A 15,568-nucleotide genomic window follows, 5' to 3' on the forward strand; every position below is an offset into this window, starting at 1 on the left:
TAGACTAGAAGAACAGCTCATAAACACCATATAGGGGTTCAAACAAATTTTGACGGAGCTGCGAATGCACACTGTTCAGGTAGCGCCGATCTACTTAGGTGTCTTCATTAGCCATTCCTGGGCCTACTCTGGCCACTACGATAAGTTAGCTGAGTGGTTCTTTTTGGAGCGTTGGAATCATCAAGGTCGACCGGTAGTCTTTAAGGACTACTCAGTGCCAAAAGACAACCCGATCCATTTTGCTTCGAACGATACCCAGCTCTACGCCGCCATTAGTGCGAAGATTTCTGCAAGCGACGTGGCCGTGATTCCCACAGGAATGTACTCAAGCTACAGCAAGTGGATTGGCAAGGAAATCCAAGCAGCCCAGGCACTCAAGAAACCTATTCTCGCAGTCAACCCCTGGGGGCAGGAGCGGAAGTCTTCCGTTGTTGTTCAGAATGCTACGCGTGCGGTTGGTTGGAACAAGAAAAGCGTCATCGATAACGCTTGGGGGTTGTTCATCAATGAGTGAGGCGATCGAACTATATAAGATTATGATCGATACCATAACGGCCAACGAGCAGCGCCGTCAGTAGGTGACAAGTGTCAACATCTCCCTTGTTGTCGCCGGCATGGCCGCACTCGGTGGATTAGAAGGCCTCGATCCAGTGTTCGTGGTGTTACCCGCCTTACCCCTGGCTGCGATATGGTTCTTCAGCATTCGATATTTTCGAAGGCTATCAAAGGCTAAATGGGAAGTTGTTCACGAAATCGAAAGTCAGTTCCAACATCAGCCATTTATCGATGAATGGAAAAAGGTCAAAGATGCCCCCGACTGGATACCGTTTGGCTTGACGCACCTTGAGATGTTCGTGCCACTTGCAATCATTGCCACTTCCACGCTTTACCTGGTCTTTCGAATCCAGCAGGCGATTGTTTGATCGTACCTTTTGGTCGCGCGACCAAACTAGTGATCTTTGCGGGGGGAAACATTGAATACAGACAGTCCTTCGATGTGGAGTGCACTTGCGGTAGCAGGCGCACTTGTTGCGCTCCTATTGGCGGCCATTGTGGTGGTTCATTGGTTCGCCGGATCTCAGATTGTCCTTAGCGCCATAAGCTTGGCGACCGCGATCATTGTTGCGTCGATTCAGTATAAGTCAGCGAAGGACAAGGAAACTGACGCGCGCCTATTCACGCAAAAGCAGGCTGTCTACACCGAGTTGATGGACACCATCATGCGTTTGTTCCATGATCGTAAGGTCGAGCTTTCTGAAGGAGAACAAGCTGAACTCGCAAGAAAGTTTCAAACCATACGCACAAAACTCATCATTTGGGGAAGTTACGATACAATACGCCATCTCGATCAGATGGGTACGATTGCGGATGACCTTGAAGATGGTGACCCCACGAAGGGGCTTCTCTGGCTCGGCAACACTTTCGCGGCAATGAGAAAGGATCTCGGCCATAGAGATCCAACGAATGCCGGCGCTGAACTGGCGTTAGGCATGCTCAAACCCTCTGACCGAGAGAAAGCCCGGGCGAAAATTCTAGCCACTTGACGTTGAGCCCGATGGCAGCACCTGCCCCATCGCGTCGTAACGCCTACGCCAATTGCCGAATGATGAGTGGACCCGGCCGAATGTCGGCATCTGCAATGGCGTGATCTCGGCTTGGCCCCACCCTGATCCCAAACGGCACCGGAGTCGACACTTCGGACGCCCCACGCCCCACGCCCCACGCCCCACGCTACTCCGCCGCGAGCCGCGCGTCGCCATCCGCCGCGCCCCGATCCGCCCGGCACGGGGCGTTCGCAGCCTCGAGCCCGCCAGCGAGCCACATCGGCATCATCCGGTCGAGCCAGGCGCCGACGCGGCTGGTGTGCCTGTGGTGCCCTTCGAAGTGCTCGTGGCGCGGCTTGGCGCCCGGATTGGCCAGCCTGTGGGCCGCCGCCGTCGTCCAGCGGTTGACCAGGACATAGGTGATCTCGGGATGGAACTGCACGCCGAGCGCCGCCGGACCATAGCTGATCGCCTGGTTCGGATAGGCGGGCGTCGCCGCCAGATGCCGCGCGCCCGAGGGCAGCGTGAAGCCCTCGCGGTGCCACTGGTAGAAATGGCATGGCCAGTCGCCGAGGGCGCGCCCGGTCTCGGTCACCTCGATCGGATAATAGCCGCATTCGACGACGCCGTCCGGGTCGGGCGCGACCGTCGCGCCGAGCTTCTTGGCCAGCATCTGCGCGCCGAGGCAAACGCCGAGGAACGGCTTTCGTTCGGCGAGCGGCACGCCGATCCAATCGATCTCGGTCTTGACGAAATCATCCGGATCGTTGGCGCTCATCGGCCCGCCGAAGATGATCGCGCCGGCGTGCCCCTCGAGCGTCTCGGGCAGCGCATCCCCGAAGCGCGGCTTGCGGATGTCGAGTTCGTAGCCCGCCGAGCGCAGCCACCAGCCGAGCCGGCCGGGCGTGGAATGCTCCTGATGCAGGATGACCAGCACCCGCCCGCGCGCCGTCCGTCCGCCGGTGTCTCCACCCCCGGCGCGCCCCGCGCCCGTGTTCATGGGCCTTGCTGTCGACCTCGCGATCGTCATGAAGGACGGTTCCTTTGCTTCGTTGCGAGCAGTCGCGCGACGATTGGAACGCTCAGAGCATGCGGCAGGAGCCAAAGGCACAAGCCGGCGAGCGGTGCGACGAGCCCGGGAACGATCGATCTGAGGCCGATAGCATAACCCAATCGGGTGGCCCTTGCGACCCGCCGCGCCGAAATCGTCCCCGGAATGGCGAGATAGAGTGACCCGGCGGCTCCCATGCTCTCGTGGAACCGCGTGTCCACGGGACCCGGCGCGACCGCCAGCACGCGCACGCCGGTTCCCGCCACCTCCTCGGCGAGCGCCTCCGAGAGCGATTGAACGTAGGCCTTGCTGGCATAATAGACCGCCTGCCCCGGCCCCGGCACCGCGCCGCCGAGCGAGGAGACCATGATGAGGCCGCCACGCCCGCGTGCCACCATGCCAGGAAGGAAATGTCGCGAGAGCCGTGTGAGGGCCAGCATGTTGACGGCCATGACCTCCTCGAGCCGCCCGTCCGCCTGCTCGATGAAAGGGCCGGCCAGCCCGATCCCCGCGTTGTTGACCAGAAGGTCGACGTAGCCGCCGGCCTCCGCCACGCGCGTTTCGATGCGCCGCGCGGCATTGGCGAGGGCGATGTCCATCGCATACCACTCGACGGTCGCCCCGCTCTCGGCGGCGATCCGCCGCGCCGCCGCCGAAACCCCTTCCGCGTTGCGTGCGACCAGCAGCAGGGTGCCACCACGCACGGCGAACGCGCGGGCGATCTCGTAGCCGATGCCCCTCGAGCCTCCCGTCACGACGATCCATGGCGCCCGGCCGGCGTCGGCCTGCGGTGCGTCACTCGCTCGCCAGTGCCGCCGCAGGATGTGGTCGAGGATGCCGCGCCGCGCCATGATCCGGGGCGCTCTAGTTGCCGCTCGGGTCGTTCGACGGCGCGCCGGACCCGGGCTTCCAGGCGCCGCTCGCCACCTGCGTGCGCAGCCAGACGCGGTCGCGCGCCGCCACCCCGAGAAGGTCGCAGACCCGTTCCACCAGCACCGATTCGTAGCTGTGCACTTGCCCGTCGGCGAGCACCATCGCCCACAGCATCGAGACGATCTCCTTGCGCTCTTCCTGGTCGAGCTGACCCGTGAGGACCCTGGTGAAACCGTAGAGGTCGACGGCCTCGCTCTCGGCTTTGGCGCCCGCCCGGATCAAGTCCTCGACCTCTTGCGGGCCGATCGAGAAATGCGCGGCCAGCAGATGGCGCAGGCGCTGTTCCTCGCTCTCGGCAAAGCTCCCGTCGATGAACGCGGCATGCACCAGCAGGGCCGTGGCCGCCACCCTGAGGTCCTGCTGCGTGGCCTTGGGCGCCTGCCCGGAGCCGGTCTTGAACAGGCGCATCAGCTCATCGAACATGGAACGTCTCCCGGAGGAATCGCATGACATCATGCCACATTCGGCGCCACTCTGCTGGCGAGAGTGTGATCGCCATGGTTCGCCGGATGTGGTAGCGCACGCTCCACCTTGCCACCGTCGCCCCCGACGTTGGCCGCGCAGGCCACCGGTGCCGACCGAGGGAGTGGCGCTTGAACACCCAGACCCACGTCGCGCTGGCCGCGGCGATCCTCGCACGACCCCTCAGACCGCGCGAGAACATGGCCGTCCTTGCCGGCGGCATCGTGCCGGATCTCGCGATTTACGTGCTCTTCATCTGGGCGCGCCTCATCGCCGGAATTCCCGAGGCGACCCTCTGGCGCGAGGTCTATTGGCAGGAGCCGTGGCAGACGCTGCTCGCCGTCGCCAATTCCGTGCCGCTCTACGTCGTCCTCGTCGCGGCCGGGGCGGCGCTCGGCCTTCGCGCGCTCTGGCTGTTCGGCGCGGCGGCGCTCATCCACCTCGTTTTCGATTTTTTCTTCCATGCCGATGATGCCCACCGCCATTTCTGGCCGCTGAGCGATTGGCGTTTCCACTCGCCGCTTTCCTATTGGGACAGCCGCTATTACGGCGACTATGTCGCGCTGGGCGAGTTGGCGCTCGGCGTTGCGGCGCTAGCGGTGCTCTGGGGGCGCTTCGGCGCCCCGTGGGTGCGTGGCCTCGTCATGCTCGCGCTGCTCGGCTATGTCGCCGTGCCGGTCTATTTCACGCTGGCGCTGGGGTGAGCGAGGGTGAGGTCAGCGGGCGCTCGCTGCGATCTCCGCGACGATCGCGCGGGCCGCTGCGGCGGGGTCCGCAGCCTCGGTGATCGGGCGGCCGACGACGAGGTGCGTCGCACCGGCCGCGATCGCGCGGGCCGGCGTCATGACGCGGGCCTGATCGCCCGCCGCCGCGCCCGCCGGCCGGATGCCCGGCGTCACGATGAGGAAGTCCGCTCCCGTTGCCGCCCGGACGTCGGCCGCCTCTTCACCGGACGCGATGACACCATCGAAGCCGGCTTCGCGTGCGAGGCGCGCCCGGTGCAGCACCAGCTCGCGTGCGTCCATGCGCTGGCCCTGCTGGGTGAGGTCGGCGTCGGTGAGGTTGGTCAGCACCGTGACGGCGAGAAGCTTCATGCCGCTCGCCCCGCGACCGCGCACCGCCGCATCCAGCGTCTTGCCGTCGTGGCCGTGCACCGTCAGCATGTGCGCGCCGGTTGCCGCGATATTGGCAGTCGCCTTCTCGACGGTGTTGGCGATGTCGAGGAGCTTGGCATCGAGGAAGATGCGCTGGCCGCCCGCCGCGAGCTCGCGCGCGAGTGCCATCCCGTCGCCGCCGAAGATCAGCTCGTGGCCGATCTTGAGCACGCCGGCTGCATCGCCGATCCGCTCCGCGAGCGCCTCGGCCGCGGCGCGGGTCGGCACGTCGAGCGCGACGATGAGGCGCTCGGCTGTCCTGCACCCCGCCATCCTAGCCGCCGCTCCCCTCGAAGAACGCCTTCACCTTCGCGAAAAAGCTAGCCGAATCCGGGCTCGTGCGGTCGTCGGACGCCTTGTCGAACTCGCGCAGCAGCTCCTTCTGGCGACGGTTGAGGTTCTTGGGCGTCTCCACCTGCACCTGGATGTTGAGATCGCCGATCACGCTCGAGCGCAGCACCGGCATGCCCTTTCCGCGCAATCGGAAGCTCTGGCCGGTTTCGGTTCCCTCGGGGATTTTCACCCGCACCCTGCTGCCGTCGAGCGTCGGCACCTCGATCTGGCCGCCGAGCGCCGCCGTCGCCATCGAGATCGGAACGCGGCAAAAGAGATCCGCCCCGTCACGCTGGAAGAACTGGTGCGGCGCGATCGAGAGGAAGATGTAGAGGTCGCCGCGCGGCCCGCCCCTCAGCCCCGCTTCGCCCTCGCCGGCGAGGCGGATGCGCGTGCCGTTCTCGACGCCGGCCGGGATGTTGACCGAAAGCGTGCGCTCGCGCATGACGCGCCCCTGACCCGAGCAGCTCGTGCATGGATCGTCGATCACCTCGCCGCGCCCCTGGCAGGTCGGGCACGAGCGCTCGATGGTGAAGAAGCCCTGGCTCGCCCGCACCTTGCCGGCGCCGTTGCAGGTCCGGCATTGCGTCGGCCGGGTGCCGGGCTTGGTGCCGCTGCCGCCACAGGTTTCGCAGGCGACGCTGGTCGGCACGTTGATCTCGGCGGTCTTGCCCTCGAAGGCCTCGGTCAGCGTGATTTCCATGTTGTAGCGCAGGTCGTCGCCGCGCTGGCGGGCCGTGCGGCCACCTCGACCGCGCCGCTGGCCGCCCATGAACTCACCGAAGAGATCGTCGAAGATGTCCGACATCGAGGCGCCGAAGTCGCCCGAAAATCCGTGCGCACCGGGTCCGCCGCCCTGCTCGAACGCGGCGTGGCCGAACTGGTCATAGGCGGCCCGGCGCTGCGGATCCTTCAGCGTCTCGTAGGCCTCGTTGATTTCCTTGAAGCGCTTTTCGGCGTCCGGCTTGTCCGGGTTCTTGTCCGGGTGCAGCTCCTTTGCGAGCGTGCGGAATGCGGATTTGAGCTCCTGTTCGCTCGCGGTGCGGCTGACGCCGAGCACGTCGTAGTAGTCGCGCTTTGCCATGTGCACACCTGCGCAAGGGCACGGGCACCGGGCCGGCCATGGCCGGCCACCCGTGCGCCGGCTATAGGGGAAGGGAACTGCCGGGGCCGGCGCACTCGCATGCACCGGCCCCGTGAGTGACTATGCCGCGCGCGGCCATCAGGCCGACTTCTTGCGGTCGTCGTCGCGAACCTCCTCGAAGTCGGCATCGACGACGCCCTCGTCGCCCGTACGGCCCGACCCGCCGGCGCTCCCGTCCTCGCCATCAACGCCGCCCTGGCCGCGATACATTGTTTCACCGAGCCGCATCGAGGCCTGGGCGAGCGCCTCCGACGAGCGCTTGATGGCGTCGGTGTCGTCGCCTTCGAGCGCCGATTTGAGCGCGGCCAGCTCCTTGTCGATCTCGCCGCGCACCTCGGGGCTCGCCTTCTCGCCGAACTCCTTGAGCATCTTCTCGGTGGAGTTGACCAGCGCTTCGCCCGAGTTGCGCACCTCGACCGCCTCGCGCTTGGCGTTGTCCTCGGCCTCGTTCGCCTTGGCCTCGGCCACCATGCGCTCGACTTCCGCGTCGGAAAGGCCGCCCGAGGCCTGGATGCGGATCGACTGCGCCTTGCTCGTGGCCTTGTCGAGCGCCGAGACGTTGACGATGCCATTGGCGTCGATGTCGAACGTCACCTCGATCTGCGGCACGCCGCGCGGTGCCGGCGGAATGCCTTCGAGGTTGAACTGGCCGAGCAATTTGTTGTCGGCCGCCATCTGCCGCTCGCCCTGGAAGACGCGGATCGTCATGGCGTTCTGGTTGTCTTCGGCCGTCGAGAACACCTGGCCCTTCTTGGTCGGGATCGTCGTGTTGCGATCGATCAGCCGGGTGAAGACGCCGCCCAGCGTCTCGATGCCGAGTGAAAGCGGCGTCACGTCGAGGAGCAGGACGTCCTTGACCTCACCCTTCAGCACGCCAGCCTGGATCGCCGCGCCGATCGCCACGACCTCGTCCGGGTTGACGCCCTTGTGGGGCTCCTTGCCGAACATGTTCTTGACGGTTTCCTGGACCTTCGGCATGCGCGTCATGCCACCGACGAGCACCACCTCGTCGATCTGACCGGCCGCGAGCTTGGCGTCCTTGAGTGCCTGGAGGCAGGGCGCCTTGGTGCGCTCGATGAGATCGTCGACGAGACTTTCGAGCTTGGCGCGCGTCAGCTTCATGGCGAGGTGCTTCGGCCCCGAGGAATCCGCCGTGATGTACGGCAGGTTGATCTCGGTCTGGCTCGAGGACGAGAGTTCCTTCTTGGCCTTCTCCGCCTCGTCGCGCAGCCGCTGCAGCGCCATCTTGTCCTTGCGCAGGTCGATGCCGTTTTCCTTGCGGAACTCGTCGGCGAGGTAGTCGACGATGCGCATGTCGAAGTCCTCGCCGCCGAGGAACGTGTCGCCGTTCGTCGCCTTCACCTCGAAGACGCCGTCACCGATCTCGAGGATCGAGATGTCGAAGGTGCCGCCGCCGAGGTCGTAGACCGCGATCGTTCGCGTGCCGTCCGTTTTGTCGAGGCCATAGGCGAGGGCTGCCGCCGTTGGTTCGTTGATGATGCGCAGCACCTCGAGACCGGCGATCTTGCCGGCGTCCTTGGTCGCCTGGCGCTGGGCATCGTTGAAGTAGGCGGGCACGGTGATGACGGCTTCCGTCACCGGCTGGCCGAGGTAGTCCTCGGCGGTCTTCTTCATCTTCTGGAGGATGAAGGCCGAGATCTGCGAGGGTGAGTAGGCCGTGCCCTGCGCGCGCACCCAGGCGTCGCCGTTGTCCGCTTTGACGATCTCGTAAGGTACGAGTTTCTTGTCCTTCTCCACCATCGGGTCGGAGAAGCGCCGCCCGATCAGGCGCTTGATGGCAAAGAGCGTGTTTTCCGGGTTGGTGACGGCCTGGCGCTTGGCGGGCGCGCCGACGAGTCTCTCGCCGTCCTTGCCGAACGCCACGACCGAGGGAGTCGTGCGCGCGCCTTCCGAATTCTCGATGACCTTGGGCTCCTTGCCGTCCATGACAGCGACGCAGGAGTTCGTCGTACCGAGGTCGATGCCGATGACTTTCGACATGTGGTTGATTCCCTCACATTTGGCAGACCGGCCGGACCCCTCATGGCATCCGGAATGGGCTCCGTTGGCGGCGCCGGAGCACTTCGGTCCCCGCGAAATTGCGACAGCCGCCAGCTTGCGCGGTATATAGGAAGATGGCTTGTGGCACGCAACCGCACCCGCGTCGATCCGGAACGCGCGATTTGCGGAGGCTCTTGGTGGTTTCCCGGACCCTTCTGGGCGCTTTGGCGACCGGTGTCGAGCGTGCCTAGGGCGATTGCGGCCCGACGATCGCAGCGAGCAGGCGATGGTTGTGAACCGGAACGATGATGGCCCGCCGGTCCCCGCCGAGGGGGCGGGGCTGCCAGACGGCCTCGTTCTCATGCCTGGCCACTTCGACGCCGCTGCGGCGGCTGCACTCTGGCGGGAAATCACCATTCGGCTCGAAGCGGCACCCCCGTTCCAGCCGACCATGCCGCGAACGGGGCGCCCCTTCTCGGTTCGCATGAGCAATTGCGGGAGCCTCGGCTGGGTCTCGGATCGCGATGGCGGCTACCGCTATGAGGCGTGCCACCCGCTGACCGGTCGGCCCTGGCCCGCGATGCCGGAGGCACTCCTCGACCTCTGGCGGCTCGTCGCGCCGGCCGCGCCGCTGCCCGAGGCCTGCCTCGTCAACCTTTATGCCGCCGGCTCCCGCCTCGGACTCCACGTCGATGCCGATGAGGAGGACTTCGGCCAGCCCGTCGTCTCGGTCTCCCTCGGCGACGATGCCTGGTTCCGCATCGGCGGTCCGGGGCGCCGTGACCCGACGCGGAGGGTGCTGTTGCGCTCGGGCGATGTCCTCGTCATGGGCGGTAAGGCGCGGCGGTGCCATCACGGGATCGACCGCATCCTGGCGGGCACCGGCCGGATCGCCGGCCTCCAGGGTCGCTGCAACCTCACTCTTCGTCGCGTCCGCAAGGCTTGAGTGTCGCGCCTGCCACGGTGCAACTCCGCCACACTTGCCGAAACCATGGCCTCGGACGACACTCCCGCGCCGCCTCTGCAACTCGAGTTCTGTCATCGTGCTGTGATGGCTTGCTGCGGCGTGCGCGATCGTCTGCTCTCTCCGGGAGGTTGTGAATGAGCGATCGGGAGGCTCCGGCCACGGGTTCCGGTTTGGGCATCGAGGACTATCTCAAGGCCCGGCTCGATGATCTCGACGGCATGCTTCGCAAGCCGCGCTCGGACCGTTTCACCAACGCCGTCGCCATTTGCGTCGCCATCATCTCGGCGTTCCTGGCGGTCAGCTCCGTCAAGAACGGCAACGTCGTCCAGGCGAACGGCGCCGACCGTCGCGAGATCGCGAACCTCTGGAATCAGTATCAGGCCAAGCGGCTGCGCCAGTTCGTGCTAGACGCCAAGCTCGATGAGTACGATGCCCTCTATGCCGGCGCGCGCAGGGCGGAAATGCCGCCCGCCCTCGCCAACCGCATCGTCGCATGGACCACTGAGCGCGACCGCTACGTCGTCGAACTGAGGCAGCTGTCGCGCGATGCCCGGGCGATCGAGGCGCGTGTCGCCAATCGGGTCGTCACGGACGATCAGCTCGATATCGCCGAGGCATTTCTCGCCCTATCCCTTGCGCTTTTCGCACTCGCGGCCTTGACCAAGCTCGGCTGGATGCTGGCGCTCGCGCTCTGCGTTGGCGGCGCGGGCGGGTTCTTCTGCATCGCGGCATTCACCCGCATCGACTGGGCCCACCCGATGCTGATGATCCGGCTTTTCGAGGGCTGAACCACGCGCCCCGCCTCGGCGGCGCTCCGGCGAGAGCGAAATGGCATGCGATCCTCGCCCCGTCGCGGCTCCGTGGCGGGGATCGCCCCGCTGTTGCCGAGGGGCGACAATTATGCATGAGAATCAGTGTATTAATTAACGGTCTGGAGAGCTTGATCAGGCATCCCCGAAGCTCGTCTTCCGCCCACCTCATTAGGAGCGCAGTGCCATGGTGCGTGTCGTCATTGGCGTAATAGCCCTCATCGTGGGTCTGTTCGCCCTCCTTCGACCGGTGACCTCGCAGGGCGCCGGCACCCCCGCCCATCGTGCCCTTGCCGCGATCGGCGGCCGCACCGGGGGCGTGCTCCTCTCCCTCGTCGGTCTTTTCCTCCTGGCCTCGACCTCGTTCGTGCTCATCGACGCGAACTCGGTCGGCCACCTCAAGCGTGTCTATGCCTTCCAGGAGCTGCCGCCCGGGCGCGTCATCGCGGAAAGCGGTGAAAAGGGTCCGCAGGCGCGCATCCTCGGCCCGGGCTTTCACTTCGAACCGCTGATCCGCGTCCTCTATCAGATCGAGGAATTTGCCGTGATCAACATCCCTCAGGGTTACTACGGCGAGATCACGGCCGTCGACGGCAGGCCGATGCCGGAGGGTATGTTCATCGCTCCGGCGGTTCCCGACGACAAGGTCGCGGAACTGCTCGACGCCGAAAAATTCCTCTCCTCGGGAGTGTATTTCAAGGGACCGCAGGAGACCGTTCTGCGCCCCGGCAGCTACCGCATCAACCAGTACCTCTTCGACGTGCGCGTCGCGACCGGCGGCAAGGGCGAAACCAGCACGGCCGCGACCATCATCCCCGCCGGCCACGTCGGCGTCGTCAAGTCCAACGTCGCCGCGCCGGGCACCGACTGCCAGGAGCGCAAGGTCGCCGCCGCCGCCGGCGGGCGCCAGATCCCCGATGCCCTCACCGTTCCGCTCGTCTCGCGGGGCTGTGTCGGCATCTGGCGCGAGCCGCTCTATCCCGGCGCCTACTACCTCAACCGCCGCGCCTACGAGGTGACCCTCGTCGACACACGCGTGCAGACCTGGGAGTACCGGGGCGGCTACAACCGCCGCAAGATCAACCTTTCGATCGATCAGCAGGGCAACCTGCGCCAGACCGAGGAATCCGTGGTCGAGAGCGTTCCGAATGACGCGGCCGATCGGGCGGTTTTCGTCAAGGTCGAGGGCTGGGACATACCGGTCGAATTGCGCGCCCTCGTCCAGGTCGATCCCGAAAACGCGCCCGTGGTGGTCGGCTCCGTCGGCGGCCTCCAGGAGATCGAGAACCGCATCCTGACCCCCGCCATCCGCTCGATCGTGCGCAATGTCGCGGGCTCGGCCATCCGCACGCCAGTGCGTGATGCCGATGGCGCCATCATTGAGCCGATCACCTACGAAATCCGCCCGACCCGCGTCCTCGACCTCATCGAGAACCGTGAGGCCCTCGAGCAGACCATCGAGGCGGCCATCAAGGTGGAGGGCGCCAAGGCCGGCGTCGACGTCAAGGAGATCCGCATCGGCGAGCCGGCGATCCCGCCGGAACTGCTACTCTCGCGGCTCCGCGTGCAGCTCGCCGACCAGTTGAGCCAGGCCTACGACCGCGAGACGGCCGCTCAGAACAAGCGCATCGAAACCGAGCAGGCCCGCGCGACCGCCAACGAGCAACCGCGCCTCGTGCAGCAGCAGATCGAGGTGAAGGTCGCCGAACTGCGTGAGCAGGAGCGCGCCGCCCTCGGCCGCGCCGAGCGTCAGTACCTCGAGGAACTCGCCCGCGGTCAGCTCGCCCAGGCCAACGTCCTCGGCCAGGACCGTGTCGCGCTTCTCCAGGCTCTCGAAAAGACGCTTGCCGCCCTCGAGCGCAAGCCCGAGCTGGTCGGCCTCGTCAGCCGCCTCGTCCCGCATACGGTGGTCGGCGGCGATTCCGGGGGCGGCATGGCAGGCGCGGCGGCCATCCTCGGCAACGCCTTCTCGCGCTCCAACTCGGCGCCCGCAGGCGGCAACTGACGCCACCACCCTCGAGCCGCCGCTGGGCGCGGCGGCTCGCGCGCCTCAACTCGTGCCGGCGGCCGGCTCGCCGGTGTCGCCATTCGGGCCGGCGTCCCCATTGGTCGCCGCCTCGCCCCGAGGGCGACTCGGGCCGCCCGTGGCGACAACCACCATCGCCGGCCGCAGCAATCTGCCCGCGATCTCGTAGCCCTGCTGATAGACCGTCGTGATCGTGCCATCCGGCAGGCTCGGATCGGCGACCTGCTGCACTGCCTCGTGGCGGTTGGGATCGAGCCGCTCGCCGAGGGCCGGGACCCGCACGACCTCGAACTTCTCGAAGGCACCCATCAGTTGGCGCTGGGTGGCGGTGATGCCTTCGAGAAATGCCTTGAGGCGGCTGTCGTCCGCGCCCGGCTCGGGCGCATGCTGCAAAGCGCGCTCGAAGGTGTCGGCGACATTGAGCAATTCGCCGGCGAAGCGTTCGACCGCGAATTTCTGCGCCTTCTCGACCTCGGCGCGCGTGCGCTTACGCAGGTTGTCCATATCGGCGAGCGTCCTGAGCTGCTGATCGCCCGCCTCCGCCAGCGCTCGTCTGACCTCCTCGAGCTGCCGGGTCAGTTCGGCCACCGTTGCCGCCTGCTCGTTCGCGGGCGCTCGATCCGCCGACGCTTCGCCGGTCCCAGCGTCGCCTTGGCCCTCGACATCGACCTTCGCGTGGTCCGCCGGCGTGCCGGCCGCAGCCTGCGCCACACCCTCGTTCACGTCCTCGGGCGCCGGTGCGCCCGTCGCCTTGGATGGTTCGTTCATTCGCCTTGTCCGCTCGAACGCGACATCGCGGCGCAACGGAACCCGTCGGTCGCCGGATCGTCGCAAGTTGCCGATGGCCTGCCCGGTGCCTGCCTTCCTTTGCCGGCGCGCCCCTGAAATCCGGCCGCGCCGACGCGATGGTCACCTGCTTGCGCCCCCGGGCCATGTGAGGTCGGCAAATATCGATGCAAGGTCGATAGATCAAGTGATCAGCTTGCCGACCACGCGCGCAGTGTAGTCCACCATCGGGATGATGCGGCCGTAGTTGAGCCGCGTCGGCCCGATCACCCCGAGCACGCCGACGATCTTCTTTTGCGCATCCGCGACCGGTGCGACGATCAGCGAAGACCCGGACAGTGAAAAGAGATTGCTCTCCGAGCCGATGAAAATGCGCACGCCCTCGCCCTGCTCGGCGCTCCCGAGGATGCGGATCAGGTCGCGCTTCGATTCGAGATCGTCGAACAGCCGCCGGATTCGCCCGATGTCCTCTTGCACGCTGACGTCGGCGAGCAGGTGCGACGTGCCGCGCACGATGAGATTGCGCCGCTCGCTCTCGTCGCCGGACCAGGGACCGAGACCGGCCTCGATGACCCGCCTGCAGAGTGTATCCAGTTCCGCCTTGGCCGCTTGCAGATCGAGCTTGATCCGCAGCCGCGCCTCCTCGAACGAGAGCCCCCGCAGGTGCGCGTTGAGATAGTTGGACGCCTCGGTCAGCACGCTTGCCGGCATCCCCTCGGGCAGGTCCGCGATCCGGTTCTCGACGTTTCCGTCGTCGCCGACGAGGACCACGAGCGCCTTCGTCGGCTCCAGTGGCACGAACTGGATGTGCTTGATCCGCACCACGTGCTTGTCGGTGAGCACCAGTCCGGCGCACAGCGAGAGACCCGAGATCATCTCGCCGGCCTCGGTCAGCACCTCTTCGACCGATCTCGCCTGGCGTGTGGCGCCGATCTTGAGTTCGATCGAGGCGCGCTCTTCCTGTGTCAGATCGCCGAGTTCGAGAAGGCCGTCGACGAACAGCCTGAGGCCCGTCTCCGTCGGCAGCCTGCCGGCCGAGGTGTGCGGTGCATAGATGAGACCGAGTGCCTCGAGGTCGGCCATGACGTTGCGCACCGAAGCGGGCGAAAGCGTCATCGGCAGATGGCGCGACAGATTGCGCGAGCCGACGGGCTCACCCGTGGAAAGGTAGCTTTCCACGATGCGCCGGAAGATCGTCTGGGAGCGCTCGTCGAGTTCAATTCTCGGGTGGCGCGTATCCGTTGTCATCTCGGTCCTTCGCTTGTGCGGCGCTGATCCTCGTCCGCGAGAGGGTAGATAATGGCACGGAGGCGGTCAAACGCCCGCGATTGATCGCCGCCATTCGGCGTTGATATGGTCATTGCTCGTGGCTAGTGTAGGTGGAACGGCCACGAGGGGCGACCCGTCGAAGCGAACGGCGGCGGATCGGCTTGGCTCAGGGGTGGACCTTCAGGTCCGCCTGGCACGCGAATTTCAATCTGTGGAATGCTCGGTGAGCCGCCGGCTCGGGGCGGCTGAGGTGCCGCCGCCGGCCAGCTCCGCCGGGCACTCTCCTCGTTCGTCAGTTCACCCATTTGCGCGACCGGAATTGGACAATGCGACCATCGAAACGTGAGGCTGACGAACTTCGCCCGGTACAATTCGAGCGGGCCGTCTCGCGCCATGCCGAGGGCTCCTGTCTCGTCAGGTTCGGCAACACCCATGTGCTCTGCACGGCTTCCCTCGAGGACCGCACGCCCCCCTGGCTGAAGGGGCAGGGCCGTGGCTGGGTCACCGCCGAGTACGGCATGCTGCCGCGCGCGACCAACGAGCGGGTGCGCCGCGAGGCAACGACCGGCAAGCAGGGCGGCCGCACGGTCGAGATCCAGCGGCTGATCGGACGCTCGCTGCGCGCCGTCGTCGACTTGACCAAGCTCGGCGAGCGCCAGATCGTGATCGATTGCGACGTGCTCCAGGCCGATGGCGGCACGCGCACCGCGTCGATCACCGGCGCCTGGGTCGCGCTGCACGATTGCATCGCCTGGATGCGCGCGCGCGACATGGTGGGTGATGGCGTGCTCCGCGACAACGTGGCCGCCGTCTCCTGCGGGCTGCATGGCGGACGCGCGGTGCTGGATCTCGACTATGCCGAGGATTCGGAGGCCGCCGCCGATGTCAACTTCGTGATGACCGGCGCGGGTGCGATCGTCGAGGTGCAGGCGACGGCCGAGACGGTCGCCTTCTCTCGCGAGGAGTTCGACGAACTCTATCGGCTGGCCGGCAAGGGCATTGCCGACCTCGTCAGTCTGCAGCGCCTGACCGTCGCCTGACGCCGAGCGGCGGCTGGATCGTGTCGCTTGTCGGCGCCGTTTCAGGAGT

At 66.2% G+C, this 15,568-nt stretch carries 16 protein-coding genes; 8 read left to right on the forward strand and 8 right to left on the reverse strand.

All coding sequences use genetic code 11. From position 1 onward, the window contains the following. The first annotated feature begins 64 nt into the window (after window positions 1-64). The 3 genes from GC150_11025 (at window position 65) to GC150_11035 (ending at window position 1,544) form a co-directional block, all read left to right on the forward strand. Window positions 65-514: a nuclease gene (locus tag GC150_11025; GenBank protein ID MBI1385432.1), complete on the forward strand. Its 450-nt coding sequence runs from the start codon at window positions 65-67 to the stop codon at window positions 512-514. 64 nt (window positions 515-578) lie between these two features. Then, window positions 579-923: a hypothetical protein gene (locus GC150_11030; protein ID MBI1385433.1), complete on the forward strand. Its 345-nt coding sequence runs from the start codon at window positions 579-581 to the stop codon at window positions 921-923. Between the two features lie 51 nt (window positions 924-974). Then, window positions 975-1,544, forward strand: coding sequence for a hypothetical protein (locus GC150_11035; GenBank protein MBI1385434.1), 570 nt, complete (start codon window positions 975-977; stop codon window positions 1,542-1,544). 187 nt (window positions 1,545-1,731) lie between these two features. On the opposite strand, the gene GC150_11040 is transcribed toward GC150_11035, so the two are convergent. From GC150_11040 to GC150_11050, 3 genes are read right to left on the reverse strand one after another with little or no spacing between them, the layout of a single operon-like run. After that, window positions 1,732-2,544 carry a glutamine amidotransferase gene (locus tag GC150_11040; protein ID MBI1385435.1) on the reverse strand — a complete coding sequence of 271 codons (813 nt, stop codon included), beginning with the start codon at window positions 2,542-2,544 and terminating at the stop codon, window positions 1,732-1,734. 26 nt (window positions 2,545-2,570) lie between these two features. Then, window positions 2,571-3,446 carry an SDR family NAD(P)-dependent oxidoreductase gene (locus GC150_11045; protein ID MBI1385436.1) on the reverse strand — a complete coding sequence of 292 codons (876 nt, stop codon included), beginning with the start codon at window positions 3,444-3,446 and terminating at the stop codon, window positions 2,571-2,573. 13 nt (window positions 3,447-3,459) lie between these two features. Next, window positions 3,460-3,984: a TerB family tellurite resistance protein gene (locus tag GC150_11050; protein ID MBI1385437.1), complete on the reverse strand. Its 525-nt coding sequence runs from the start codon at window positions 3,982-3,984 to the stop codon at window positions 3,460-3,462. A 137-nt stretch (window positions 3,985-4,121) separates the two neighbouring features. Between GC150_11050 and GC150_11055 the strand changes: the two genes are divergently transcribed. After that, window positions 4,122-4,694 (forward strand): hypothetical protein, encoded by a 573-nt coding sequence (locus tag GC150_11055; GenBank protein ID MBI1385438.1) that lies wholly within the window; start codon window positions 4,122-4,124, stop codon window positions 4,692-4,694. A gap of 12 nt (window positions 4,695-4,706) precedes the next feature. Here GC150_11055 and pyrF read toward each other — a convergent pair whose 3' ends face one another. From pyrF to dnaK, 3 genes are all read right to left on the reverse strand, one after another. Beyond that, window positions 4,707-5,417 carry an orotidine-5'-phosphate decarboxylase gene (gene pyrF / locus GC150_11060; protein ID MBI1385439.1) on the reverse strand — a complete coding sequence of 237 codons (711 nt, stop codon included), beginning with the start codon at window positions 5,415-5,417 and terminating at the stop codon, window positions 4,707-4,709. A gap of 1 nt (window position 5,418) precedes the next feature. Further along, a complete protein-coding gene (gene dnaJ, locus GC150_11065) occupies window positions 5,419-6,561 on the reverse strand; it encodes a molecular chaperone DnaJ (GenBank protein MBI1385440.1) in 1,143 nt (380 codons plus the stop codon). A 138-nt stretch (window positions 6,562-6,699) separates the two neighbouring features. After that, window positions 6,700-8,622 carry a molecular chaperone DnaK gene (dnaK, locus tag GC150_11070; GenBank protein ID MBI1385441.1) on the reverse strand — a complete coding sequence of 641 codons (1,923 nt, stop codon included), beginning with the start codon at window positions 8,620-8,622 and terminating at the stop codon, window positions 6,700-6,702. A 361-nt stretch (window positions 8,623-8,983) separates the two neighbouring features. On the opposite strand from dnaK, the gene GC150_11075 reads away from it, so the two are divergent. From GC150_11075 to GC150_11085, 3 genes are all read left to right on the forward strand, one after another. Next, a complete protein-coding gene (locus tag GC150_11075) occupies window positions 8,984-9,568 on the forward strand; it encodes an alpha-ketoglutarate-dependent dioxygenase AlkB (protein ID MBI1385442.1) in 585 nt (194 codons plus the stop codon). Between the two features lie 155 nt (window positions 9,569-9,723). Further along, a complete protein-coding gene (locus GC150_11080) occupies window positions 9,724-10,377 on the forward strand; it encodes a DUF4337 family protein (protein MBI1385443.1) in 654 nt (217 codons plus the stop codon). Between the two features lie 208 nt (window positions 10,378-10,585). After that, window positions 10,586-12,403: a hypothetical protein gene (locus GC150_11085; protein MBI1385444.1), complete on the forward strand. Its 1,818-nt coding sequence runs from the start codon at window positions 10,586-10,588 to the stop codon at window positions 12,401-12,403. 45 nt (window positions 12,404-12,448) lie between these two features. Here the strand turns inward: GC150_11085 and grpE are convergent, their stop codons facing one another. Both grpE and hrcA read right to left on the reverse strand, forming a co-directional pair. Beyond that, window positions 12,449-13,192 carry a nucleotide exchange factor GrpE gene (gene grpE / locus GC150_11090; protein ID MBI1385445.1) on the reverse strand — a complete coding sequence of 248 codons (744 nt, stop codon included), beginning with the start codon at window positions 13,190-13,192 and terminating at the stop codon, window positions 12,449-12,451. 201 nt (window positions 13,193-13,393) lie between these two features. Next, on the reverse strand, window positions 13,394-14,458 hold the full coding sequence (hrcA, locus tag GC150_11095) for a heat-inducible transcriptional repressor HrcA (protein MBI1385446.1): 1,065 nt from the start codon (window positions 14,456-14,458) through the stop codon (window positions 13,394-13,396). A gap of 347 nt (window positions 14,459-14,805) precedes the next feature. Between hrcA and GC150_11100 the strand changes: the two genes are divergently transcribed. Beyond that, complete coding sequence (locus GC150_11100; GenBank protein ID MBI1385447.1) at window positions 14,806-15,519, forward strand: ribonuclease PH; 714 nt, start codon at window positions 14,806-14,808, stop codon at window positions 15,517-15,519. Window positions 15,520-15,568 lie beyond the last annotated feature (49 nt).

Source organism: Hyphomicrobiales bacterium, from assembly GCA_016125495.1.
GTDB lineage: Bacteria > Pseudomonadota > Alphaproteobacteria > Rhizobiales > RI-29 > RI-29.